This is a genomic window from Prevotella sp. lc2012, assembly GCF_900107065.1.
GTDB lineage: Bacteria > Bacteroidota > Bacteroidia > Bacteroidales > Bacteroidaceae > Prevotella.
Genome location: NZ_FNUF01000002.1, coordinates 19917 through 44507 on the forward strand (window position 1 = coordinate 19917; position 24591 = coordinate 44507).

21 protein-coding genes are annotated in these 24591 nt (G+C 46.3%); 12 read left to right on the forward strand and 9 right to left on the reverse strand.

Going from position 1 to position 24591, the window contains the following annotated elements; translation table 11 throughout:
- Positions 1–15: 15 nt before the first annotated feature.
- The 9 genes from miaB to BLU99_RS04310 all read left to right on the forward strand — a co-directional run bounded on the left by miaB (position 16) and on the right by BLU99_RS04310 (position 9966).
- A complete protein-coding gene (gene miaB / locus BLU99_RS04275) occupies positions 16–1356 on the forward strand; it encodes a tRNA (N6-isopentenyl adenosine(37)-C2)-methylthiotransferase MiaB (RefSeq protein WP_091899966.1) in 1341 nt (446 codons plus the stop codon).
- A 5-nt stretch (positions 1357–1361) separates the two neighbouring features.
- On the forward strand, positions 1362–3188 hold the full coding sequence (locus BLU99_RS04280) for an ABC transporter ATP-binding protein (RefSeq protein ID WP_091899967.1): 1827 nt from the start codon (positions 1362–1364) through the stop codon (positions 3186–3188).
- Complete coding sequence (locus tag BLU99_RS04285) at positions 3188–4978, forward strand: LTA synthase family protein (RefSeq protein ID WP_091899968.1); 1791 nt, start codon at positions 3188–3190, stop codon at positions 4976–4978. The genes BLU99_RS04280 and BLU99_RS04285 overlap by 1 nt, the downstream gene beginning before the upstream one ends.
- 103 nt (positions 4979–5081) lie before the next feature.
- Positions 5082–6221: a UDP-galactopyranose mutase gene (glf, locus tag BLU99_RS04290; RefSeq protein WP_091899969.1), complete on the forward strand. Its 1140-nt coding sequence runs from the start codon at positions 5082–5084 to the stop codon at positions 6219–6221.
- A 4-nt stretch (positions 6222–6225) separates the two neighbouring features.
- Positions 6226–6438 (forward strand): hypothetical protein, encoded by a 213-nt coding sequence (locus BLU99_RS12140; RefSeq protein WP_143065780.1) that lies wholly within the window; start codon positions 6226–6228, stop codon positions 6436–6438.
- The gene (locus tag BLU99_RS04295; RefSeq protein ID WP_091899970.1) at positions 6439–7389 is read left to right on the forward strand and encodes a lysophospholipid acyltransferase family protein; all 951 of its coding nucleotides are present in this window, start codon (positions 6439–6441) and stop codon (positions 7387–7389) included.
- Positions 7386–8150: a lipopolysaccharide kinase InaA family protein gene (locus BLU99_RS04300; protein WP_091899971.1), complete on the forward strand. Its 765-nt coding sequence runs from the start codon at positions 7386–7388 to the stop codon at positions 8148–8150. The genes BLU99_RS04295 and BLU99_RS04300 overlap by 4 nt, the downstream gene beginning before the upstream one ends.
- Entirely contained in the window at positions 8147–8986 is an 840-nt protein-coding gene (locus tag BLU99_RS04305) for a LicD family protein (protein ID WP_091899972.1), read from the forward strand. The genes BLU99_RS04300 and BLU99_RS04305 overlap by 4 nt, the downstream gene beginning before the upstream one ends.
- Positions 8983–9966, forward strand: a complete 984-nt coding sequence (locus BLU99_RS04310) for a glycosyltransferase family 9 protein (protein WP_091899973.1) — start codon at positions 8983–8985, stop codon at positions 9964–9966. The genes BLU99_RS04305 and BLU99_RS04310 overlap by 4 nt, the downstream gene beginning before the upstream one ends.
- On the opposite strand, the gene BLU99_RS04315 is transcribed toward BLU99_RS04310, so the two are convergent.
- From BLU99_RS04315 to BLU99_RS04330, 4 genes are read right to left on the reverse strand one after another with little or no spacing between them, the layout of a single operon-like run.
- Positions 9934–10995 (reverse strand): glycosyltransferase family 4 protein, encoded by a 1062-nt coding sequence (locus BLU99_RS04315; protein WP_091899974.1) that lies wholly within the window; start codon positions 10993–10995, stop codon positions 9934–9936. The genes BLU99_RS04310 and BLU99_RS04315 overlap by 33 nt on opposite strands.
- Before the next feature lie 10 nt (positions 10996–11005).
- Positions 11006–11824 carry a LicD family protein gene (locus BLU99_RS04320; RefSeq protein WP_091899975.1) on the reverse strand — a complete coding sequence of 273 codons (819 nt, stop codon included), beginning with the start codon at positions 11822–11824 and terminating at the stop codon, positions 11006–11008.
- Between the two features lie 15 nt (positions 11825–11839).
- Positions 11840–12568, reverse strand: a complete 729-nt coding sequence (locus BLU99_RS04325) for a phosphocholine cytidylyltransferase family protein (RefSeq protein WP_091899976.1) — start codon at positions 12566–12568, stop codon at positions 11840–11842.
- On the reverse strand, positions 12565–13605 hold the full coding sequence (locus BLU99_RS04330; protein WP_176771041.1) for a pyridoxal phosphate-dependent aminotransferase: 1041 nt from the start codon (positions 13603–13605) through the stop codon (positions 12565–12567). Before BLU99_RS04330 ends, BLU99_RS04325 begins: the two co-directional genes overlap by 4 nt.
- Before the next feature lie 96 nt (positions 13606–13701).
- Here BLU99_RS04330 and BLU99_RS04335 point away from each other — a divergent pair, with 96 nt between their 5' ends.
- Positions 13702–14085: a GtrA family protein gene (locus BLU99_RS04335; RefSeq protein WP_091899977.1), complete on the forward strand. Its 384-nt coding sequence runs from the start codon at positions 13702–13704 to the stop codon at positions 14083–14085.
- Positions 14082–15227: a glycosyltransferase family 4 protein gene (locus tag BLU99_RS04340; protein WP_091899978.1), complete on the forward strand. Its 1146-nt coding sequence runs from the start codon at positions 14082–14084 to the stop codon at positions 15225–15227. Before BLU99_RS04335 ends, BLU99_RS04340 begins: the two co-directional genes overlap by 4 nt.
- On the opposite strand, the gene BLU99_RS04345 is transcribed toward BLU99_RS04340, so the two are convergent.
- The 3 genes from BLU99_RS04345 to BLU99_RS04355 form a co-directional block, all read right to left on the reverse strand.
- The gene (locus tag BLU99_RS04345; RefSeq protein ID WP_091899979.1) at positions 15213–17048 is read right to left on the reverse strand and encodes a DUF3857 domain-containing protein; all 1836 of its coding nucleotides are present in this window, start codon (positions 17046–17048) and stop codon (positions 15213–15215) included. The genes BLU99_RS04340 and BLU99_RS04345 overlap by 15 nt on opposite strands.
- A complete protein-coding gene (locus BLU99_RS04350; RefSeq protein WP_091899980.1) occupies positions 17045–19018 on the reverse strand; it encodes a DUF3857 domain-containing protein in 1974 nt (657 codons plus the stop codon). The genes BLU99_RS04345 and BLU99_RS04350 overlap by 4 nt, the downstream gene beginning before the upstream one ends.
- An 83-nt stretch (positions 19019–19101) precedes the next feature.
- Positions 19102–21102: a ComEA family DNA-binding protein gene (locus BLU99_RS04355; RefSeq protein ID WP_091899981.1), complete on the reverse strand. Its 2001-nt coding sequence runs from the start codon at positions 21100–21102 to the stop codon at positions 19102–19104.
- Positions 21103–21236: 134 nt separating this feature from the next.
- Here BLU99_RS04355 and BLU99_RS04360 point away from each other — a divergent pair, with 134 nt between their 5' ends.
- The gene (locus BLU99_RS04360; RefSeq protein WP_091899982.1) at positions 21237–21869 is read left to right on the forward strand and encodes a DUF4294 domain-containing protein; all 633 of its coding nucleotides are present in this window, start codon (positions 21237–21239) and stop codon (positions 21867–21869) included.
- 7 nt (positions 21870–21876) lie between these two features.
- Here the strand turns inward: BLU99_RS04360 and BLU99_RS04365 are convergent, their stop codons facing one another.
- On the reverse strand, positions 21877–22875 hold the full coding sequence (locus tag BLU99_RS04365; protein ID WP_091899983.1) for a M28 family peptidase: 999 nt from the start codon (positions 22873–22875) through the stop codon (positions 21877–21879).
- Positions 22875–24590 carry a membrane dipeptidase gene (locus BLU99_RS04370; protein WP_091899984.1) on the reverse strand — a complete coding sequence of 572 codons (1716 nt, stop codon included), beginning with the start codon at positions 24588–24590 and terminating at the stop codon, positions 22875–22877. The genes BLU99_RS04365 and BLU99_RS04370 overlap by 1 nt, the downstream gene beginning before the upstream one ends.
- Position 24591: the final 1 nt, after the last annotated feature.

Below are 24591 nucleotides of genomic sequence, written 5' to 3' on the forward strand. Positions count from 1 at the left end.
TAAGAAGAAGGAAAAATGAAGAAACTATATATAGAAACGTATGGCTGCCAGATGAATGTGGCAGACTCGGAGGTAGTTGCCTCTGTCATGAAGATGGCAGGCTATGAAACCACCGAGGAATTGAATGAGGCCGATGCCGTCTTCTTGAACACGTGCTCGGTAAGGGATAATGCTGAACAGAAGATCTATCACCGATTAGAGGCACTTGACGCAGAGCGCAGACACAGACAGAAAGCCGGCGTATCTACAAAGCATTTGATTATCGGCGTATTAGGATGTATGGCCGAACGGGCACAACAAGATCTGTTGGAAAATCACCATTGTGATCTTGTGGTAGGACCGGATGCCTATCTCTCGTTACCAGACCTGATTGCTCAGGCTGAGACAGGGCATAAGGCTATGAACATCCAACTCTCGACATCGGAAACATATAAGGACATAGTTCCTCAACGTATCGGACTGGGACATAAAATAGGTGGTTTTGTGAGCATCATGCGTGGCTGTAATAACTTCTGCCACTATTGTATTGTACCTTACACCCGAGGCCGTGAGCGTAGTCGCGACGTGGAAAGTATACTTCGAGAGGCCAGAGACCTACGTGACCGCGGCTTTAAGGAGGTGACGCTACTAGGACAAAACGTCAACTCCTATGCCCGACCAGACCATCCGGAGACGCCAGATTTCCCAGCATTGCTACGTAGAGTGGCAGAAGAAGTTCCTGAGATGAGAGTACGATTCACGACTTCACACCCCAAGGATATGAGCGACGAAACATTACGCGTGATTGCTGACATGCCCAACGTATGTAAGCACATCCATCTGCCCGTACAAAGCGGAAGCGACAAGATTCTTAAACTGATGAATCGCAAATACACCCGTGAATGGTATATGGACCGTGTGGCTGCCATCCGTCGCATCATCCCAGACTGCGGACTCTCGACCGACATCTTTGTGGGTTATCATAATGAAACAGAAGAGGATCATCAGCTCTCGCTTTCACTGATGCGCGAAGTGGGCTATGATTCAGCCTTCATGTTCAAGTACTCCGAGCGTCCTGGCACTTACGCTTCAAAACATCTACCCGATAACGTGCCAGAAGAAGAAAAAATTCGTCGTTTGAACGAATTAATTGCGCTCCAGACTGAGATCAGTGCCATTCAAAACAAAAAAGACGAAGGAAAAGAGTTTGACGTGCTTGTAGAGGGATTCTCGAAACGTAGCCGTGAGCAACTCTGCGGACGTACAGAACAAAATAAGATGGTGGTGTTCAACAAGGGCAACCACCACATCGGAGAAATTGTCCGAGTTAAGATAACAGGATCCACTAGTGCCACATTGTTTGGAGTTGAAAGTTGATAGCTATGAAAGAGTTTCTACGTGTATTACGGCGGTTTGTCCCACCCTATAAGAAATATCTGGTGTTGTCGATCATCTTCAACATCCTCTCTGCTGTTCTTAATATCTTTTCGTTTGCTGCCCTGATTCCCATTCTCCAGATTCTGTTCCAGACAGGCGATACCGAGGCGGCAACCACATTGATGGCGTGGGACTGGGGTAACATACAGGCTGTTCTGATGAATAACTTGAACTATTATGTCACACAACTCATTGCCAGCTATGGACAAACGACGACCCTCCTGTTTATCGGACTATTTCTTGCATTGACCACAGCCATGAAGACAGGGGCCTACTTCCTATCGTCAGCTACCATTATCCCCATTCGTACAGGTGTGGTACGTGATATCCGGAATCAACTATACAAAAAAATCACATCACTTCCGTTGGGATTCTTTTCTGAGGAACGAAAGGGTGATATCATTGCCCGAATGAGCGGTGACGTGCAGGAGGTGGAGTCGAGCATCATGTCGAGCCTTGATATGCTGTTCAAGAACCCGATTCTCATCGTCGTTTATTTCGCCACCCTCCTGTTCGTATCATGGCAGCTCACCCTATTCACCATTGTCTTTGTACCGATTTTCGGGTGGTTCATGGGATTTGTCGGTAGGAAACTGAAGCAGAAAAGTATCAAGGCACAGGCTTTGTGGAGCGACACAATGAGTCAGGTGGAAGAGACACTAGGTGGATTACGCATCATCAAGGCTTTCTGTGCCGAAGAGAAAATGAACACACGTTTTGACCGTGTGAATTCCGCCTATCGCAATGACATTATGCGCGTAAATATCCGTCAGTCGATGGCACACCCGATGAGTGAATTCCTTGGAACACTCATGATTATTATTGTACTCTGGTTCGGTGGCATTCTCGTACTGACCAGTCATGCAATTACGGGACCGACCTTCATCTACTACATGGTCATTCTTTATTCGATTATCCAGCCGTTGAAAGACTTCTCCAAGGCTGGTTATAACATTCCCAAAGGATTGGCATCAATGGAGCGTATCGACAAGATTCTGATGGCAGAAAACACCATCACAGAAATCTCTCAACCCATACATATCTCCAGTTTCGGTCATCAAATAGAGTTCCGTAACGTATCGTTCCGCTATGGTGATACATGGGTATTGCGCGATATCAACCTTATTATCCCCAAGGGCAAGACCATTGCACTCGTCGGACAGAGCGGTTCAGGAAAATCGACGCTTGTAGACCTAATACCGCGATACTATGATGTCCAAGAAGGCGAAGTAATGATAGATGGCATCAATGTGAAGGACCTAGGTATCCATGACCTACGCCAACTTATCGGCAACGTGAACCAAGAGGCAATTCTTTTCAACGATTCATTCAGAAATAATATATCTTTCGGCGTGGAGAACGCCACACAAGAACAGATTGAAGAGGCTGCACGTATCGCCAATGCCTATGACTTTATCACACAATCGGAACAGGGTTTCGAAACGAATATTGGTGACCGGGGCGGTCGACTCTCTGGTGGACAGCGCCAACGTGTGTCTATCGCACGAGCCATCCTAAAGAACCCGCCAATTCTAATCCTTGACGAGGCGACCTCTGCCCTCGACACTGAGAGTGAACGACTGGTTCAGGATGCATTGGAGCGTTTGATGAAGACACGCACGACTGTGGCAATCGCCCATCGTCTGTCAACCATCAAAAATGCCGACGAAATCTGCGTCATCCACGAGGGAAAAATCGTAGAGCGCGGTACTCATGATAGTCTGCTGACTTTTGATGGTTATTACAAGAAACTGCATGATATGCAAAGCTGATGAGACAACGACTGATCTATCTGGTTAAGACCTATTTATTGACGATACTACTATTTGTTATCGCTAAGATTGCCTTCATGTTACTCAACCATGATGGACACTCTTTCACGGTGAAAGATATGGTAGATGTCATCTGGCATGGCCTCACGCTTGATCTTTCTACCAGTCTCTACCTGCTGATTATACCTTTTCTGGTAACAATCGTATCTATCTGGAGGGAAAGCAAGTTGCTCATCAAGATTCTGAGATTCTACTACAGCATCATCGCCTTTGCATTGATTCTTGCCTTCGTTACTGACACTAGTCTGTATCCTTTCTGGGGTTTCAAGCTCGACGCCACTTGTCTGCAATATCTTGAGACACCAGCCGAGGCGAAAGCAAGTGTATCGGGATTATATATGGCCATACGGATCATTATCCTAATGATAGGTACGGTCCTGATTTACCGTCTCTACAAGTCTATTCCATATGAAACTAAATTGCCAAACCACAAAAGTGCTGTACTCATAGGAGATTTGGTTCTCATTCCACTTTTCATCATTGGTATCCGAGGAGGTCTGGGTGAGTCAACGACGAACATCGGTCAGGTATATTATTCACAAGATCAGTTCCTTAACCACTCTGCCGTTAACCCTGTATTTAGTTTTCTGTATTCCCTAAGCCATACGATGGGAAATATTGATCAGTATCAGTTCATGGACGATAACGAGTGTCAGACCCTGACCAACACTGTTTATACCACGGAAAGTATGCTGACAGATACGCTTCTAACGACCAGCCGTCCCAACGTGGTAGTCATTCTGTTGGAGAGTTGCGGCGAGCAATTTAGGAATGTCATGCCCTATCTCCAGAAACTGAAACGGGAAGGCATCTGGTTCTCCAACTGTTTTGCGAACTCATGGCGCACCGACCGCGGCACCATCGCCACCTTAAGCGGCTATCCATCATTTCCATCGCTATCGGTCATGAAGATGCCACAGAAGAGTCGTACATTACCAAGCATCGCTAGGAGCCTGCAGAAAGAAGGCTATAAGACAAGCTATCTCTATGGAGGTGATATCAACTTCACCAACATGCGCGGCTACCTGATTAGCACAGGATGGGAACAATTGAGATGGAAGGATGATTACTCCAAGGAGGAGCAGGGCACTGCACAATGGGGCGTCCGCGATGATATCACCTTCGGGACACTGTTGCATCTGATCAAGGAAACACCAGCACCCTACTTAATCGGTTACTCTACGCTGAGCAGTCACGAGCCTTGGGATGTGCCGACGAAAAAACATACAGACGAGGTACAGAATGCGTTCGCCTACCTTGACGATTGTCTAGAAAATTTCATCGAATCACTCCGTCAGACACCAGCATGGGATCATCTGCTCGTTATTATGGTAGCAGACCATGGGGTCAACCACCACGATATAGATCAGTCCAAGCCACTCTTGAAGAACCATATTCCGATGTTATGGGTGGGTGGTGCTGTTAGAGAACCACGCATCATCGGACATATCTGTAACCAGACGGATTTGGCAGCGACACTTCTTGGACAGATGCAGTTAAGTCACGACGATTTTGCTTTCAGTCGTGATATCATGAGCAGTACCTATCATTACCCGACAGCCGTCAACAATTACAACAACGCTCAGTTGCTCATTGACAGTACAGGCTATATCCTCTACGATTTCGACGCTCGCCAGTTCAGCATCAGGCAAAGTTCTGATGCCGACCGACTACAACGTCTAAATCAAGCTATTTTACAACGTACCACCAACGACCTCAAAGTTCGATAAATGAAGGATCAATTATCTTTGGACGCATAATCGCAGGAAACAAATATGTGAAGGGCATAAGGCTAAAACCAAGGGTGAGAAGGAAGAATAAAGGCTTTGAAGAATGAACAAATACGATTATCTGATTGTTGGAAGCGGACTTTTTGGAGCAACCTTTGCTTATCTAGCCCATCAACGTGGACAGCGCTGTCTAGTCATTGAGAAACGTCCCCATGTGGGAGGAAATGTATACACCGAGATGACGGAGGGTATACATGTACACCGATATGGAGCACATATATTCCACACATCTAACCGTCAAGTGTGGGATTTCGTTAACTCACTCATGCCATTTAACCGCTATACCAATTCACCTGTTGCCTGTTATGAGGGAAAACTGTATAATCTTCCCTTCAACATGAATACCTTCCACCAGATGTGGGGCGTACTAACTCCAGACGAAGCACGTCAAGTTATTGATCAGCAGAGGGGAAAAGTGGTTGCGCAACTGGCTGCAGCAGGTGTCAATCAACCACGTAATCTTGAAGAACAAGCGTTGATGTTGGTTGAACATGACATCTACGAGCGACTTATAAAGGGATATACAGAAAAGCAATGGGGGCGTTCCTGCACGAAATTACCTCCTTTTATCATCAAACGACTTCCACTACGTTTCGTTTATGATAACAACTATTTCGATGACCTATATCAAGGTATTCCTGTCGGAGGTTACACTGCACTCATCAACCGTCTGCTGGCTGGTGTTGAGGTCAAGACAAGAACAGACTTCTTTGCAGACCGCCATTATTGGGAACAACAAGCAGATAAGACGGTGTATACAGGCCCCATTGACCAGTTCTTTGAGTATAGTCTCGGACGGCTTGAGTACCGTTCTCTCAGTTTTGAACACCAAGTGCTCGACACACCCAACTACCAAGGCAATGCCGTTATGAACTTTACCAGTAGTGATGTGCCCTATACGCGTATAATTGAACACAAGCACTTTGAAATGTTTGGTCAACAAGTTTACAACTGTCCCAAGACCATTATCACTCGTGAATATCCAACAGAGTGGAAAGAAGGCAGGGAGCCGTTTTACACAATCAATGATGATAGGAACAACCAGCTAGCAGCACAATACCGTGAATGGGGACAGACAATGTCCAACGTTATCTTTGGCGGCCGTCTTGCAGAATATAAATATTATGATATGGCCCCTATTGTGGAAAAAGTTCTACAACTTAGCAAACAACTAAAAAATTAAGAACATGAGTAGACAAACACCAGATTGCAAGATCTGCTGTTATCCAACAGCCATCAATAATAATAACGCCCAGTTGCTCGTTGACAGCACAGGGTATACCCTCTATAATTCCGCGGCCTACCGGTCCCACACCAGACAAAGTGCGGATGTCAATCGGCTGCAACGTCTCAATCTGTCCATTATGCGACATGCCACCAATGACTTCAATACACAATAAATGAAGAAGATTGCCTATTTCCTTCTCTATGGGTTTGTATATACCCTTTCTCTGATTCCGTTCCGATTACTCTACGGACTGTCAGATTGTTTATATGTACTTGTTTATCATATTGTCAAATACCGACGTAAGATTGTCTGGAAGAACCTTTCTTCCTCTTTCCCGGAAAAGAGCGTAACCGAACTTCGTCAGATTGAGAGAAAGTTCTACCACTGGTTCTGTGACTATATCTTCGAGACTTTCAAACTGCTCACCATCAGCGACAAGAAGTTGCTGCGTCATATTGAATATCGCAACGTTGAAGAGATGGAGAGATGCTTCGACAAAGGTCAGAATTGTGCTGCAATCCTCGGACATTACTGCAATTGGGAATGGCTCTCAGCCATAGGACTGGCCTTCAAACGACATCCAGAAGCTGTCATGGGATTAATTTACCACCCGCTATATAATGACGCCTTCGATCAGCTATTCATTGACATCCGCAAGGCTCATGGAGGAGAATGTATTCCCAAGAAAAATATTCTCAGGCAACTGGCAACATGCAAGCGAGAAAATCGAAACTATCTCTTCGGCTATATCAGTGACCAGGCTCCTCGATGGCACAATATCCATCTGTGGTTACCTTTTCTTAATCACGACACACCTGTCTTTACAGGTGGCGAGCGCATCATGAGGAAAATGGACGATGCAGTTTTCTATGCAGAAATGGAACGACCAAGACGCGGACAATACGTCTGCACCTTTAAACAGATATCCCAACACGCCTTCCAAGAGCCCGACAACGAGATTACATCCCGTTTCTTCCAGATGCTGGAGGAAACAATCCGTCGCGACCCCTCCTATTATCTTTGGACACACAATCGTTGGAAACGTACCCACGAGGAGTTCGATCGCCAGTATATCATGGTCAACGGCAAAGCCATCCCAAGAGAAGAATTCAAGGAATCATGAACAGAAAGATCTACATCAACCCCCAATATGAGCATCTGCGCAAATTTATCATGCAGTTGCCTTCTATTATGGATATAGAGGGTACCTATATCTATGGCGGACGGAGGAACCTCATCAAACGCTTCGAAGCCCCAGACGGAACGCCCTTGAATGTGAAACGCTTCCGGAAGCCGTGTCTTTTGAACGACCTAATCTATTCCACAGGCATCCGCAAGCCAAAAGGTATCCGCGCCTTTACCTATCCGAAATGTCTCCTGGATAAAGGTATAGAAACGCCAGAGGCCATTGCATATCTCGAGGACCGTAATGCCATAGGACTTCTGCAGCAGAGCTACTTTATTAGCCAACAATGTCCCTATCGCCATCTGCTCTATGAGATAGGCGATGCCACACCTGAGGTCTACGAGCCCGTAGCGAAGGCCTTGGCACATTATGTTGCCTTTATGCACAATCAAGAGGTGCTTCACCTTGACTTTTCTCCCGGAAATATTCTATGGGATCAGGATGGAGAAGGCACCTATCATTTCTCAATCGTCGACATCAATCGGATGCGCTTCGGACCCGTTGATATGAAATGTGGCTGCAAGAGTTTTTGCCGTCTCTGGGGACCTAAGAGGTTTATCCAACTGCTCGTCGAGGAATATGCCCGAGAGCGTCATTTCAATCCCACCATCTGTGTCGATATCACGATGAAGGCACGAGCAGCGTTCTGGCAACGATACCAGAAGAAACGTGAAATTGAATTCAAACTAGAATTATGAGACTACACAACGAAACGAATTACGACATCCGCATTCTACAGCGTAAGATTATAGGTAATCTGGAGGCTATTGATAAGATATGCCGCGAACATGGCCTGCACTACTACCTTTGGGCCGGAACCATGCTCGGAGCCGTGCGCCATAAAGGATTTATTCCTTGGGATGACGACATGGATATCTGCATGCCTCGACCAGACTACGAGATACTGATTAGCCACTGGCACGAGTGGTTACCAAAGCCATACGAGGTGATTGCTCCAGAGACTGATCCAAACTACCCTTACCCCTTCGCAAAAATTGAAGACGCATCAACCACTGTTCTCGAGCGCCCTGACTTTAAGTTCCTCGAAGGTATATATATCGACGTATTCCCCATTGACGGAGCTCCCGCAGACGAAAAGGAGCGAAAAGCGCATTTCAAACGCTATAAGTTCTGGCGCCATCTGCTATTCTTACGTGGTCGCGATCCATTCAAACATGGACATGGCCCTCGTTCATGGTTTCCGTGGTTGCTTCATAAGATCTATTCGCTAGAAGACCTACAGAAGAAAGTAAAGGACTATATGACAAAATACCCTTACGAGGAATCCGACTTCGTCTGCGACTATGATGATGGACTGAAGGGCGTATTTGAAAAACGTATCCTTGGCACACCTCAGGTTTATCCTTTCGAGGACAAGCAGTTCCTTGGGGTTGAATACTACGATGAGTACCTTTCCAACAAATACGGCAATTATATGCAGCTACCACCGAAAGAGAAGCAGATACAGCACCATTTTTTTCGTCTCGACCTAGAGCGACCATACAAAGAAACTGCTATCAAAGATATCCTATGAAGATACTTGTCATCCGATTTCGCCAGATGGGCGATGCCATTCTGACCACACCTCTGCTGAGCACATTAAGGAAGAACTTCCCCGAAGCAGAGATCGATTATATACTCAACGAGCGAATAGCTCCATTGTTTGAAGGCCATCCCGCCATCAGTCGGATCATTACATTCTCTGAACAAGAACGGCACTCTTTCTTCACCTATATAACAAAAGTATGGCGTATCGTTCACAAGACACACTACGACGTCATCATCGATATGCGCTCTACCATCAACACCATACCCTTCGCGCTTTTCTCCATTCAGAGCAAATGGCGTATTGGTATCCGTAAGCCTTATACCTGGGGTATCTTTAACTATCGTTTTGATGGTTGCGAAGATAACGAGAGTATGATTAGCCATAACTTGAAACTGACAGAACCCTTGGAACCCAAAGTGACAGACAAGAACCTAACACTCTGCATCACAGAAAAGGAAAAAGCAGACTTTAAAGCCTACATGTGCCAGAAGGGAATCGACTTTAAACGACCTGTCATGCTAGTGGGAGTTACGGCGAAGTTGGAGAAAAAGACGTGGCCAGAAGACCGCATGACAGAAGTGATAGGGCATCTTATCGAGGCCATTCCACAATGGCAACTTATTTTCAACTACGCTCCTGGGCGTGAGGCGGAGAATGCTCGTCGCATCTTCGAGCATCTGGATTGTCCCCAAAACGTTTTTATGAATATCGAGGCTAAGAGTCCACGCCAATTGGCCGCAATGGCAGCCAACTGCACAGCCTATTTTGGTAACGAGGGAGGTGGACGGCATATCGTCCATGCCATGGGAAAGCCCTCGTTGGTGGTCTGCTCTCCTTTTGCCAGCAAAACCACTTGGCTGCCTCAAGATACAGACATCATAGCATTAGGCATTGATGCCAACGATGCCACTGTCGAATTTGTATGGAATCAGTTATTTACCTTCTGTAAGGAGTTGGCGATATAGGCGGATATAAGTTTCCGTATAAATATCATAATTGAATCCTTGAGAATATGTTAGAGCAGCCGTTGCTTGTGGGCCGTTCTTTTCCCAAGTGGCGACACCCTCTCGTACAACTTTTGCCATAGTCTCTGGAGTATAGTCATCGAAATAGGATGCATGCTCACTGCATACCTCTGGCAAACTACTGAAACGGGAGGAGAATACTTTGCAACGATAACGCATTGCCTCAAGCACGGGAATACCAAAGCCCTCAAGACGACTAGGAAACAGAAAGGCTTGAGCATGAGCATAGAGCCAGTGCTTCTCTTCATCCTTGATCTTGCCAGTCATGATGACGCGTCCTTCTCCCTGCTCCCTAATCAGTTTCCTCAACTCTTGGGCAAACGCAAAGTGATCATCACCACAGATATAGAGTTTGTGGTCAGGGAAATAGCGCATCATTGGCACCAACGTCTGGAAGTTCTTCTTCTCACGTATCTGACCAATGGTGAAGAAAAACTTTTCGTCATTAGCCCCTACAAAAGCGGGACGTACCTGAAGTTCGTCTTCACAACTTTCAATACCATTATAGATGACATCTGGCACTTTCGACCCTAACTTGTAGTGCTGCAGAATATCATCCTTGACGTACTTGGAGATACAAGTCAGATGATCACTGCACCTCATACGCCACCACAACTGCACAACATGGCGCAGACGATGTAGCCCGCTCTTTTCGCGCAGGAAGTTTAAGTCGTGTACAGTAAGGAGCTGCAGTGTCCGACCGTCGCCACCACGCAAATGATATTGCTGGTCAGTAGCATGCCACAAATCAATGTGTTTGTCCAGTTTTCTTAGATCTTCCCGCTTATGCCTGCGACGTATATAGTCGATGCGCGGGCCGAAGGTTCCTATCAGATGGTCAGGCACAATATATATAAGGTGTATATCCGTCAGCTTGGCTTGTGCGAGCAGCGGAGCATAATTGCGGGCTATCTCACCAAAACCGTTTAGGTCGGCTAAATGTGAAAAATCTACCAGGACATTATGCATAACTCTTTTTTTACTTCTCACCACTCAACTCCCTATACGACCTGTCAAAGTCGAGTACATGGAAGTTATGCTGACGCTGATGCTCACCATCAGGAATGGTCATATAGTCACCATATTTATGACTTAAGTAGGTATCATACTGCTCCACACCCAACACGGTCTCATCTTCAAAAGAATAGGACGTCGGTGTACCCAACACATCCTTATTCATAGCTCCGTGACGTCCATCGTCATAGTCAGCCACCAAAGGAGCCTGCTCATAGTCGTATCTCAGTAGCAGACGACGTATCCTCTTTTGAACACCTTGCATCGTATATATCTTTCGGCATAACAGCGGAATCCACGATGAAGGCCCATGCCCATGTTTATAAGGATCGCGATGAATCAGATAGAGTACACGCTTCCAATATTCGTAAACGGCAAAGTGCCATTTCCGACTTAAAGTACCTGCAGGCACGCCATCGATGGGGAACACATCAATATAGATGCCTCCAAGGTAGTGTAAGTGGGTACGCTCAATAAGTGTCGTCGAGGCATCCTGAACCTTTCCGAAAGGCAGGGGATATCGTGGGTCGTTCTCGGCACATACAAATTCATAGGGCTGCGGCAGCCATTCCTTGCTGTGGGCTATGAACCGCTCATAATCGGGACGTGGCATAGCAATATCTATGTCATCGTCCCATGGAATGAATCCCTTGTGACGCACGGCACCTATCATTGTGCCTGCCCAGATATAGTAACGTAACTGATTCTCACGGCAGGTCTTATCAACAGCCATGAGAATGCGCAAGATGCGCTGATGTAGGAGGTCAATATCGTAGGATGCCATCTACCAATAATTTTATCACTTCAGTTTGTCAGGCAACAGTCGGCTTGCCTGTTCAAAATCCTCTGGCGTATCCAGTTCATAGCTAAAGAACCTAGTAGTATCGATCACTTTGAAGGTATACCCCTTGGGGATGAGACGCTCAAAAGCGCGCTCATAGAAGATGTCGATAAGACCTTCATGCACAATCATCTGATCAAGTTCTCGGAATAGCGCCTCACTATAGTCTGCCAACATCTTTTCAATACCGACACTTTCACCGAGGGCATTCTCCGGGCGACAAGTCTTGCTGATCTCGGTGATGTGCATGTCTGCATCTACGACCACCTTCATCTCCTCCTCGCCCAGTTCGTGACGATTGACAGCCAATGCCGAAGTTTCCTGTCGTGCTACCACCGCTACCGTCTCTGGATCACAGAGAATATCACTGTCCATCAGCAGAAACTCCTGTCCGCGAGCCACCTGTCCAGACATCCATAGCGAATAGATGTTGTTATTGTGCTCATAGTCAGCATTATGAAGGAAGTGGATGATGAAGTCAGGATAGCGCTGCGTCAGGAAGTCGCGAATCTGTTCAGCACGGTAGCCTGTCACCACCACAAACTCCGTGATACCCGTATCCGCCATCGCGTCAACAATACGCTGAAGAAGAGTCTTCCCACCCACTTCTAACAGACACTTTGGCTTCGTGTCAGTTAGCGGGCGTAGACGTTTTGCCATGCCGGCAGCTAAAATCACCCCAATCATAGACAACTCAACATCGTATCAACGACAGTCTGGGTCTGTTCCTTGCGCCCTAAAGTAATTCGCAAGCACGACTCCAGTCCTTTGTCCGTCATAAACTTGATCTTGTAATTCTTATCTGCTAAAGCGCTTTGCAGTCTTTCTTTTATCTCCTGCGGATACTTTATGAGGATAAAGTTGGCGACACTCTTATAAACCTTGAAGCCAGGCTTGTCACCAAACTCTTTCTTGTACAATTGACGCCCCCATTCCATGTCATCGGCCACACGACGATAATGCTCATCACTGTCAAGTGCAGCCAACGCTACCGCTTCTGAGAAACGGTTATAGCCCAAGTACTTGTTGATATAACTCACAAAATGGTCATGGCCAGCACCGATAAAACCGAAACCACAGCGCAGACCAGGCAGACCATAGAATTTCGACAGTGTACGTGAGATAATCAGGTTTGCATACTTGTTCACCAATGGAGCGATATAATCCGTATCAGATGTAATGAAACTAGCATATGCCTCATCAATCAACACCATCGTATCCGCAGGAATATTCTCCATGATTTTTCCGATTTCCTCCGGGGTCAGACTATTACCCGTAGGATTATTGGGCGAAGCTAACAATAACATACGTGGATGAATACGGTTTGTGTATTCAATGACCTCGTCCACATCATAGGCAAAGGTATCATCCTGCTCATGAAGGGGGTACATCTCGAAAGTGCCATAGCACTCGCTAGCCACTTTATTATAGTACCACCAAGAGAATTCCGGAATAAGTATCTTTTTATTATCACCCTTCATCAGGTAGTAATGAATCGCATTTTTCAAAATATCCTCACCGCCATAGGCCAACAACACTTGTTCCTCTGGTACACCATAGATCTCACTAAGACGAACACTGATGACACTCTTCTTGCCTTGGTCATAGATACGAGTATAGAAGCACAACGTCTTGGGATCGAAGTTGCGGATTGCATCCTGCACCTTCTGACTAGGTTCGAAATTAAATTCGTTCCTATCGAGAAAATTCATTTCCTGTTCCATAAACATCTTTTATTTGGGTGCAAAGATACGAAGAAATTAAGAATTTAGGATGAAAAATAAAAGATTATTTGTACCTTTGCCTTCAAATATCACGGGATGGACAGAAACAAGACAATCGGAGAGATCATACGTTTCGGTATCGTGGGTTCAACAGCCATGGTACTGCATTATTCTATCTATTGGTTGCTCCAGCACTGGATAAATGTGAACATAGCTTACTCTATCGGCTATTTCCTCAGTTTCCTAGTAAACTACTATCTTTCCGCCCATTTCACGTTCAAGGAGAAGACTTCCAAGGAAAACGGAGCAGGATTTATCGGTGCACACGCCTTTAATTACTTCCTCCAGATTGTGCTCTTTAACTTCTTCCTCTGGATGGGGTTACATCATTTGCTCGCACCTTTTGCAGTATTAGCGATAACCGTCCCCACGAACTTCATCATCGTCAGATTTGTGTTTAAGCATTTCAAAAGAAAATGACAGGGCATTTCACCATAGGCTATGATGCCAAACGGATTGTCAGCAATGGGACAGGACTTGGCAGTTACGGACGGACACTCGTCAACGATATCGCCACGCAGTCTCGCAATCTGCAGCTCATATTATATGCCCCAGACAAAGGACATGACGAACTGCGTAGTCAGGTTGTTGATCACGACAACGTTGTTTTCCGATACCCAACAACAGGCATACCCTATACGCCAAAAGCACTATGGCGCAGCAAAGGCATCATAAAAGACTTAATGCATGACGGTGTGCAACTATTCCACGGTCTTTCTGGTGAGCTCCCCCTCGGTATCCATAAAAGCGGTATCAAAAGCGTTGTGACAATCCATGATCTTATTTTCCTGCGACATCCCGAATTCTACCATTGGCTTGACACGAAGCTCTATACGTGGAAGTTTCGTCAGACGATTCGCGAGGCAGATCATGTCATTGCCATTAGCGAATGCACCAAGCGTGACATCATAGAACTCGGTCAAGTTGATGAGCGAAAGATATCACTGATCTATCAGAGCTATTCACCAAAATATTCCGATCAAATCAGTGATACGCAGAAAGAGACAGTTCGGCAATCATATAACCTGCCAAAACGATTCATTCTTAATGTTGGTTCCATTGAGGAACGCAAGAACATCCTACTTGCGGTAAAGGCACTTCCATATCTGCCTGACGATCTGTCACTTGTTATCGTTGGCCGGCATACGACATACACAGACAAGGTCCTCGAATATGCCCGAAAGCATAACCAGAGTCATCGGATACATGTTCTTCACGGTGTTCCCAACGATTCTCTACCTATCCTCTATGCCATGGCAGAAACCTTTGTATATCCCTCACGCTACGAAGGATTCGGCATTCCTATCATTGAGGCGATCCGCTGTGGCCTTCCCGTTGTTGCCTGTACCGGTTCCTGTCTTGAAGAGGCCGGTGGACCAGACAGTCTCTATGTCGATCCTGACGATGAACAAGGCATGGCCAATGCCATTCAACAGACTCTCCTTAGAGCTGACGGACGCGAGCAACGCATCCTACGCAGTCAGGAGTATATCCGTCGTTTTGAAGGTACAGATGTGACAGGTCAGGTTATTGACCTGTATAAACAGTTACTTTTTCTTTAGTACCATCTTCTGCCCATAAGAACTACTTACCTGTTTGATAAACTCTGACAGTTCCTGAAACTTTGCTTTCTCGTAAGATCCAGACTTCATTAGAAGACTGTATTTGACATGCACCTTATCTTCTTCCTTCAATATATCAAAGGTGAACTTTCCAAACGGCTTTTCCACAACCACCTTCTTAGGCAAAGATTCTATCTCATAGCCTTCAGGAATCGTCATCGTGAAATCGTCAATATCAAGGTATCCCATATCAACATATACATCCCACTGACGCTCATTCTTAACAACAGGAGCGGAATAGCCTTGATGAATCGGACATACAGGAACAAAAAGACGTTGTCCGGTGACCGACGCATACTTAGCACTTTCAATCTGTGCATCGATGATAATGGATTGCCCCACCTCACGCACATCCAACTGACTGACTGTCGCTTGTGGAACACGAACCTTATTCAACATCACTCTCTGACAATCTTTCTCTTTCATTTTCAGCAGAGGGATACTGTTCTCATACTGGCGGTTATGAACTGTCTGCAAAAGCACCATAGTGGCAGCCCCATCTGAAGCCAATTGAATCTCAGCTGTAGTGTGCATGAGATTCGTACTGTCGGCATAGACAGGCAGTCTGACCATACGACCACCATCTGAACTAATCTCTATCGCATCATGTCCTGCAATATCTTCATGCACATACCCCATCGGCAGATGAGAACTTGTACATTCCAGCCAAAGCGTGTCACCTGGTAATGGAACTTGAAGAATCACATGATTCATCTGGCCTATACTAGCAAAGTCTTTCAACAAGCGACGATTGTTCATACTGATGACAGTATAGTTAGAAGCAATACCTATGACCTGTAACATCGCTCGCATGTAGTTCGACAGACCCTTGCAATCGCCAAAGCCACTTTTGTAGACATCTGCCGCCGGAGTTGGCTGCAACCCGCCGACACCCAGAAGAACGGCCACATATCGCGTTGTCTCCTGAAGGTACTTATATACTTTGTCAACTTTCTCGCGATCCGTCTTCAGATGGTCCGTCATTTGGTGAAGTTTTGTCTTTAACTCTTCTGGGAGTGCATCACGTCCCTCCAACAACCCATATTGCCATCTTCCGTAATCTTTCCAACTTCCAAGACTCCCTTGAGTTCCATAATAAGAAAACTGCTGTGGTGCAAAATAGGCCATCGGCAATAACTCTCGGAGGGGCGGAATATATGGTTCTCGACGGATAGCAGGCAGATCAGAAACCTCAAGCGTCAGCATCTGCTTACCATTCTCAGCATCTGCCACCGCAACAGGATGGTCAATATGCTGTGTCGTATATCGGATCTTCATATCCTTGGGAGCAACCAACTTATAGGTTGCTTTCTTCACACTGACATCGTAGCCTGAAAATGGGCAGAACACCGGGAACTCGACAAGATTATCTCGTATATCCATCGACCACTCATAAGTAATGGTCACAGGGTAAGTAGGAGGCGTGTAATCAAAATACATCGTATAATCATCGACAGCAAAATACTCTGAATATTCTGTGCGTTTCAACTCACTCTCCTTCAGTTTGCGGATAACACGTCCCGTAGCATCACTCACCTGTCCCCGAAACTTCACCAACCTAACCTGTTTACTGCAAGAGCATGTGAATCCTGCATAATCGGCCCCTTGCTCATTCAGGATTGTCACGACTTCCCTGCGTTGGACCGTCGCATGGGTCATACTCTCACAGTTCACCTCTATCAGAGATTCCTCCACTACAGTATGTTGGGCCCGCATCTCCTGCCACGAGAACAATACAAGCAATATCAATAGTTTCTTCATTTCGAAATTTTCTTTATCACAAGCATGTTCTTGTTATGCTCTACCACTTGATCAAAGAAGGCCTTCAAATCCTGATATTCTGCATTAGAATAGAACAACTTGCTAAGATTCATTTTATATTGCATCTGTACTACATTATCGTCAGACACCGTCCCCATTATACGTACTGTCAGACCGTCAGCCTTCAGTATAATAGGCTTAGGTGCCTCTTCAACTTGATAGCCCTCCGGAAGGGTAATCATCGTATTCATGGTCTCTGCTTGCTTGTAAGGGAACTCAACAGGCAGTTCACGTGTTTCATCCTTAAATGGTGTCTCCTTCATAGGAACAAGTATAAGAGGATTAACATATATTCTGTCATCAGTAGCATCACACTGTCTCGTAAACTCCATTGTCTCCGAAACCCTTGGCGAGAAATCTGTTTTCCCATTCAACTGATAATTCTGAATGACGATATCCTGTCGTTCCTGTATATCTCCTATTACATCTACACTGTCCTTGGCAAGTCGCCATTTCTTTCGAAGAGCAGCAGCGGCCTCGTTTACCAAGAGTGTTCGAGACTTACACGTCAGCAAGCCATCGGCACTAAGAGTAGCTTGGATGGTGGTCGATTCCTGCCCCGAAGCATGACTCCGGATATCTACCCACGATCCTTGTCCGCTTTTTGAGATGACACGAGCCCGGTCAACCAGCAAGTCCGCTGGTAGCACGTTGATATAACCATCCTCAACGGAACCGTCAAGATAAAGGTATGTCGAGTCTGTATCGTGAATTCCCACCACAAATGTTGTCAGATACTTCGAACTGGCATGTGATAATGGCAGAACTCCAGAACTTCTTTTACGCAACACTACAGGACAAGACTCAATACCTGCATCCTGCAACATATTGATCAACAAGAAATTCATATCGGCATTAGAGCCTGTGCCTTCTTTCAGTACCTTTGAGGTCGATTTCCCCCAGAAAGCATAATCTCCATTCCAACGAACTTTCTCCTTCAACAGTTTAAACACAGCCGTTATACGTTCTTTCTGGTCGGGAATGGATGCGATGCCCTGCGCAACGATCTCCGACTTGAACGGACTACTCTTCTTCAGTCTTCCACCAAAATCTTCATCGCCAAGCAACGACTTATCAATATCATCCCATGTAGAAGTGTAATTCTTGTAAAGTCGTCCAGGAACATTGATACCTCCCAACTCATGGGTCACCTTATTAGAATAGTCCCTCACGTTCCATACATAATTATCTTTCTTCAGAGCAGGCAGACGACGGCCTTCAAAGGTTATCACATTGGTAACAATAGACTGTTCTCCCATATTCAGATTACCTGTCGTCTGTTTCTTCTCCATCTTGTTCACACCCGTCTCCTCAATATTGAAATTAAACCATTTCGGATAAGACAATTCATATCTGGTATATAGAACAGGAATATTACTCTGGGCATACCAGTCACGGAGATCCCAATAATAATCGCTCTCTATCCGATATTCATATTCTATCACCGTACCGACCTTCACCTGAGGCACACTGAACTTCATCACTTTCTCGTTTTTGTTAAGACGTTCCTCATGAATCATAGAAGACTCCATTTTGGTCTTTACCAGTTTCCCGTCTTCCAGATTATAAGCAATCGCCTTCAGTCCTCTCACATTCTCGCAAGTCGTACGGTTCGATTCGTTCTCACGGTACACGATACTCAAATCCGCTTCACTTTTCCCTTCTGGCTTCAAGATCTTCAACCTGCGCTTCAACGAATAATAAACTTTAAAATCGTCTAGCACACCATAGTATACATCCAAGCTACGGTATAATTCCACAGCATTGGCCTCTGTATCGCCATCGTATACAGTCATTTGCAACTCTTCATCGGTCGGTTTACCCCATTTCAGGTTCGGTTCCATGACTTGGGCCTGTACACCAGCCATACTCAAAAAAGCCAAAAGTAAAGCAAATCCTTTCTTTCTCATAAGTTTAATGTTTATTGAATGATTAATTTATTGCAAAGATACAAAAATCTTTTGTAATTTCTATCATCTAATTATAAAAAACTTTAGAACTTCCATCTCATCTGCAGATCAAGATCTGTCATAGCCGACGCATCAATCTGCTGATAACCGCTACCTATCGCACAACGATCGAAATAATCCGAAACGCCAGCCTTTGCCGTCAGCATGATCTTTTTCCCTAATTGGACACGGAGCATCAGCCAATAACGGATACCCTCACCATCATATTGATATATAGAATAGGTATAGAGCGGTCCCTGTTCGTAAAGATAGACACGACTATCGTAACTGTCTGTATGGAAATAATCCAGTCCTGCGTTCAGCCGCAGCCAGTGATACCGATAGGAGATATTGCTGCTCAGCATGGCGCCCCATTCTCTGTCATGAGGACAATAACCCCCATCCAATTGAGTCCGACAGCTAAGATTCTCAGCAAACGCATATTCGGCACTTAGTCTACCACGATGTTCCCATCGGTTTTCTAAGGCAGTTTTCTCTTTACTATCCTGTTGGCGTAACCTCAGACGATATCGTGCTCCAAATGTCCAGTCACGCTGCCGCCAAGTACCTTGTAACAGATGATCCCAAGTATACGACGACTGTGACGCTCGATATCTCGCCCATGCAAAGTAGGCGATGTCGCTATAAGCCGTCAACAAGCACACTGAAGTGGGCTGCCACGACACTCCCAAATAGACGCCACTCTCATTCTGCACTCGACCACCATCACTATAGCTCTGTGCTGTCGTCGATGTGTAGCGATAGGCATAGAACCGCTGCAAAGCCATCACACTTAGTCTGTCGGACAGCTGCAAACTCATACTATTGATTGTCGCAAGATGGCCTTTCTTGTCTACGGCAGTCTCTCCTTGCAGAGCGACCTTACGACGTACGAACTGATAGTCAACCCCCATATTCAGGAGGCTCCGTCCTCGCGGATAATGACGCCGATAGAGTACGGATATATCTGGCCGCAACTCTCTGTCATATCGTAGAGCCAAGACATTAAGTCCTGCATGCAGACCGTCATGATCATAGCGCAAGCTTCCTCCTACAGCCGTCTGGTGCAAGTTATGCTTTTTCCCCATCTCTTTCTCCGTACGATGATAGTCCGATGCCAAGATAGTGGACACCGTGGAGTCTTTGTTCAAGGTGGCGTCTATAGGCCGATACGACAGGAAGGCCATAGCCCGCAGATGGTCCGTCACCCGAACCGTCGCTGCTGTTCCCTGAAGATAGTTCCCTGATCGTGACGAGTGCGCTCTGACATTAGAAGTTGTCCGTCCCAGATTCTGCAGCATGGCCACTTTGCCGAGACCAAAGCTATTATTAATAACCAAGCCCATACCCAGGGCTACCCGATAATTCCCGACGACCAACGACTCTACTCGTCCCCACTGTCTCACTTGCAGAAAAAGTGAGTAATAGTCATAGCCCAGTCTGTTCCTATCAGCAAAGAAAGGCTCTCCGGCATCCTGAGCTCCTACAACACCTATCTTAACGTTATCGCCATACGTAAACTGATAGCGCATCCAGTGTTTGTATGGATATCCCAGATAACCATTACGATCGCCTTTTCGTTCGTAAAACGGCACACGCGCCGAGGCCGTCAGCTCCTGCTTCCCATATCTGACAATCTGTTTCATATCAGGAAATCTGGGCATACTCTCTTCACCTATATATAAAAAGCAAGTCAGTAACCGTCGCTGTCTGTAGTCAAGTGAACGTATCATCAGTAGCTCTCCCATCGACTCTATCCTACCATGACGATACCGATACTCCATGATTTCTTCGACCTGATGAGCAGAGAGGAAAGGCAGTTCCTCCAATTGTTCCCTCGTCACCATATTGATATCCAATGGCTGTTGCTCCAATTCGCAGAGGAGATCGTAAGTCGTCTCCCACGATGCGGACTCCATCTCATCGACCGTCAGCACCTCATTCAGATACTGCTCCCACGGATGCTCCATTCCAGACTCCTGCCACCCCTGACCATGGACAGCCAGAGCAAACATAGAGAATGCCAACACGACTTGTGCTTTCATATACCATTAAATTTAAGTTTTCCTTCTTAGTTTTCGCAAAGGTAGTGTATTTTTCTGTAATTAATGCAAAAACAGTGCTTTTTTCTTGCCTTACGTTCTGCTTTTCATACCTTTTTCGTACTTTTGCACCCGTTATGCGACAGATACTGACTCTCATCATACTCATCTCGCTGTGTCAAGGCATTCAAGCACAAGAACAGCAATTGACTGCCGAACAGGTATTGGCAGAAATGGATTCCCCGACTTTCGTCCCGACGGTGAAGGTGGGGAAGGTACTCCATGAGGGCGATAGTATCCAATACATGGAGATGAACCATGTCTACGTCTATCCGCAGCTGACCTTCAAGAACAGGAAACAGGCCGACTCTTACATGCGACTGGTAAAAAATGTCAAGAAGGTTCTGCCTATTGCTAAGGAGGCGCGACAGATGCTGATTGAGACCACGGAATTCCTGGAGACGTTACCCGACCAAAAGGCAAAAGACGAGCATATCAAACGTGTGGAAGATGATATCTTCCGCACATACAAGCCTAAGATGAAAAAGCTGACCTATTCACAGGGAAAACTTCTGATTAAACTGATTGACCGTGAATGCCACTCCTCATCATACGACATGATCAAGGCATTCATGGGACCTATCCGAGCTGGATTCTGGCAGGTCTTCGCATGGGGTTTCGGAGCCTCACTCAAGAAGGAATACGATGCAGAGGGTGTCGACCGTCTGACCGAGCGTGTCGTCCTGATGGTTGAAGCCGGACAGATCTGAAAAACGCTTACTCCGAGAAAAGAACTTGTACGACTGTCTGTCCCACAGCCTGTAACGTATTCTTGTCGATATGATCCATATCGTCGTTAATAGTATGCCACGTAGGTCCGAAACTGCTTTGCTGACAATCTGGATAATAGGGGATGATATCAATACAAGGAATACCCGCCTGCTTGTTCACTGGCAGATGATCGTCTGTAATGTAACCACCCATCTGATTGGGGAACACACTACCGAAGCCAACCACCTGAGCAGCACGCCACACCTTGTCAACAATACTTGATGCATACTGTACGGACATACCCTCCTTATAGAACTGAGCCCCTTCTCCTCCGACCATATCCAGAAGAATACCGAAGCGATAACTCTTAGCAGTCTGACGTGGACAAACGCCCGCCCAATACTGTGCACCAAGAGCCCACGAATTACCATCGTCTGGTACATCACTCCATTGAGGCACCCCCCAATCTTCCGCATCAAAACAAACGAAGTCAACACCGAGTTTCAGACTGTCTTTCGCCAACAGGCGTGCGATCTCAAGCATCACAGCCACACCGCTTGCCCCATCATTAGCCGCCAAAACCGGTTTCTGCCTATTAGCCTCATCAGGGTCATTATCGGCCCAAGGACGACTATCCCAGTGGGCACACAATAAGATTCTGTCTTTCTGATCAGGCAGATAGCTGGCTATGATATTCATGCTCTTCAGCGCAGTACCGTCGTAGCCTCTTAGTATCGCCTCCTGAGGGACAACAGTCATACCGTATCCAGCAAACTGTCGGATAATCCACTGTCCACACTGATCGTGAGCCTCGCTATTCATTGTACGAGGACCGAAATCACACTGTCTCTGACAGAACAGATAGGCACTATCAGCATTGAACACCGGACCAACCGGCTGCAATGCCGCCTGATCATCATTTGTCTGCTTACGCAAGTTTCCACATGCCATCATACCACAAGCGATGACCATGGCACAGGCTATTCTCTGTATATTGTTTTTCATCACTTTTTTCCATTTTGAACCATACTCATCACACGAAGGAAATTCCCTCCCCAGATTTTCTGGATATCTGATTCACTATAACGACGAGCCAACAGCTGACGAGTAAAACAAATTAACTCCGACGAGTCGGCCAACCCACGCACGCCCCCATCGCCATCAAAGTCCGTACCGATGCCCACATGATCGATACCCATGATCTTAATGGCATGCTCCAGATGATCCATCACATCCATTATGTTAGCCTCTCCGTTTTTTCTCAAGAAACCACTGTAGATTGTTGTCTGAGCGACTCCACCTTTGGCAGCCAATGCACGCATCTGGTCATCGGTCAGGTTACGGGGATGGTCACATAGAGCCCTACTACTGCTGTGGCTGCATACAACAGGCATACAGCTCATCTCCAGCGCATCATAGAAACTTTTCTCCCCCGCATGACTCAAGTCCACCATGATCCCCAGACGGTTCATCTCACGGATTACCTGTTCACCAAAACTGCTCACACCACCATGAGTATGACTACTCTTAGAGGCGGAATCACAGATATCATTATCACCATTATGACAGAGCGTCATATATACGATACCACGCTCGGCAAAATGTTGGAGATTCTCCAGTCGCCCATCGATGGCGATACCGTTCTCGATACCCAGCATGATCGACTTCAAACCCTGACGCTTGTTCTCATAGAGATCTGCCGGGGTACGAGCGATGCAGATATACCGACTATTCTGATCGACGATAGCCTCTATCTCGTCAAAGATCTGATCAGCATAGGCAGTAGGATGAGACGTCGGCTGAGGCAGATAGGCCACCATAATTGTAGCATCTTGCCGACCTTCCGTCATCTTATGCAGATCAACCAGGATTTTCGGATCACGATGATCAAAACGGATTCCCTGGGGGAAGAACATCGGTGTGTCACAGTGGGTGTCAAGTGTCAGCACACGATCATGTAACTGATGGGCCCTACGATATGCGACAGCCTTATCCACAAGCCATCGGAACAGGGGTAGTCCATCCTGCAAGCATTCCGGATGCCACTGCACACCAATTATCGGTTTGTACTCACTGCTCTCCATCGCTTCCACGATACCATCAGACGATCTTGCCACCACATGGAACTTCTCACCGGGGTCTGTCACGGCCTGGTGATGGAAGGAGTTAACATGGAGAATGGATGTATTATATATCTGAGAGATAACTGATTCCTTCTCAAGGACGACATTATGTGTAGGTTCCGAACGATCCGCATCCTGAGAATGTTTCAAGCCAGCCACATCACTGATATCCTGCGCCACCTTTCCACCAAGAGCCATCGCCAATGTCTGAATACCGCGACAGATTCCCATCATAGGTATCTGCCGGTTATAAGCCAGACGAGCCGTCATCAACTCCGGCAAATCCCGCTCCTGATTGATCCCATGAAGCTTAGGCGAAGGCTGTTCTCCAACCCACAAAGGATTGATATCACCGCCACCGCTCAAGATCAGAGCGTCAACACGCTCCAGTGTGTTAACGATCGTATCTGCGTCGGCCACAGGAGGAATCACCACAGGTACACCCCCAGCCGCCACGACCGACTGGTAATAGCCTTTTCCCAACTTACAGGTCAGATCCTCATAATTACCCGTGATGCCTATTATCGGCCGGTATTCCGCCTCGGGATACCTCGTATAGACACCATCCAGATGCGCCTGCAAGTCAAACTTTTCCATA

Bases quoted from the DNA above. Each gene is read 5' to 3' on its own strand.
- BLU99_RS04355 (WP_091899981.1), bottom strand. From the start codon at position 21,102: ATGAAAGCACAAGTCGTGTTGGCATTCTCTATGTTTGCTCTGGCTGTC.
- BLU99_RS04365 (WP_091899983.1), bottom strand. From the start codon at position 22,875: ATGAAAAACAATATACAGAGAATAGCCTGTGCCATGGTCATCGCTTGT.
- BLU99_RS12140 (WP_143065780.1), top strand. From the start codon at position 6,226: ATGAGTAGACAAACACCAGATTGCAAGATCTGCTGTTATCCAACAGCC.
- BLU99_RS04295 (WP_091899970.1), top strand. From the start codon at position 6,439: ATGAAGAAGATTGCCTATTTCCTTCTCTATGGGTTTGTATATACCCTT.
- BLU99_RS04320 (WP_091899975.1), bottom strand. From the start codon at position 11,824: ATGGCATCCTACGATATTGACCTCCTACATCAGCGCATCTTGCGCATT.
- miaB (WP_091899966.1), top strand. From the start codon at position 16: ATGAAGAAACTATATATAGAAACGTATGGCTGCCAGATGAATGTGGCA.
- BLU99_RS04370 (WP_091899984.1), bottom strand. From the start codon at position 24,590: ATGGAAAAGTTTGACTTGCAGGCGCATCTGGATGGTGTCTATACGAGG.
- BLU99_RS04360 (WP_091899982.1), top strand. From the start codon at position 21,237: ATGCGACAGATACTGACTCTCATCATACTCATCTCGCTGTGTCAAGGC.
- BLU99_RS04325 (WP_091899976.1), bottom strand. From the start codon at position 12,568: ATGATTGGGGTGATTTTAGCTGCCGGCATGGCAAAACGTCTACGCCCG.
- BLU99_RS04330 (WP_176771041.1), bottom strand. From the start codon at position 13,605: ATGGAACAGGAAATGAATTTTCTCGATAGGAACGAATTTAATTTCGAA.
- BLU99_RS04285 (WP_091899968.1), top strand. From the start codon at position 3,188: ATGAGACAACGACTGATCTATCTGGTTAAGACCTATTTATTGACGATA.
- BLU99_RS04335 (WP_091899977.1), top strand. From the start codon at position 13,702: ATGGACAGAAACAAGACAATCGGAGAGATCATACGTTTCGGTATCGTG.
- glf (WP_091899969.1), top strand. From the start codon at position 5,082: ATGAACAAATACGATTATCTGATTGTTGGAAGCGGACTTTTTGGAGCA.
- BLU99_RS04305 (WP_091899972.1), top strand. From the start codon at position 8,147: ATGAGACTACACAACGAAACGAATTACGACATCCGCATTCTACAGCGT.
- BLU99_RS04350 (WP_091899980.1), bottom strand. From the start codon at position 19,018: ATGAGAAAGAAAGGATTTGCTTTACTTTTGGCTTTTTTGAGTATGGCT.
- BLU99_RS04340 (WP_091899978.1), top strand. From the start codon at position 14,082: ATGACAGGGCATTTCACCATAGGCTATGATGCCAAACGGATTGTCAGC.
- BLU99_RS04345 (WP_091899979.1), bottom strand. From the start codon at position 17,048: ATGAAGAAACTATTGATATTGCTTGTATTGTTCTCGTGGCAGGAGATG.
- BLU99_RS04310 (WP_091899973.1), top strand. From the start codon at position 8,983: ATGAAGATACTTGTCATCCGATTTCGCCAGATGGGCGATGCCATTCTG.
- BLU99_RS04280 (WP_091899967.1), top strand. From the start codon at position 1,362: ATGAAAGAGTTTCTACGTGTATTACGGCGGTTTGTCCCACCCTATAAG.
- BLU99_RS04300 (WP_091899971.1), top strand. From the start codon at position 7,386: ATGAACAGAAAGATCTACATCAACCCCCAATATGAGCATCTGCGCAAA.
- BLU99_RS04315 (WP_091899974.1), bottom strand. From the start codon at position 10,995: ATGCATAATGTCCTGGTAGATTTTTCACATTTAGCCGACCTAAACGGT.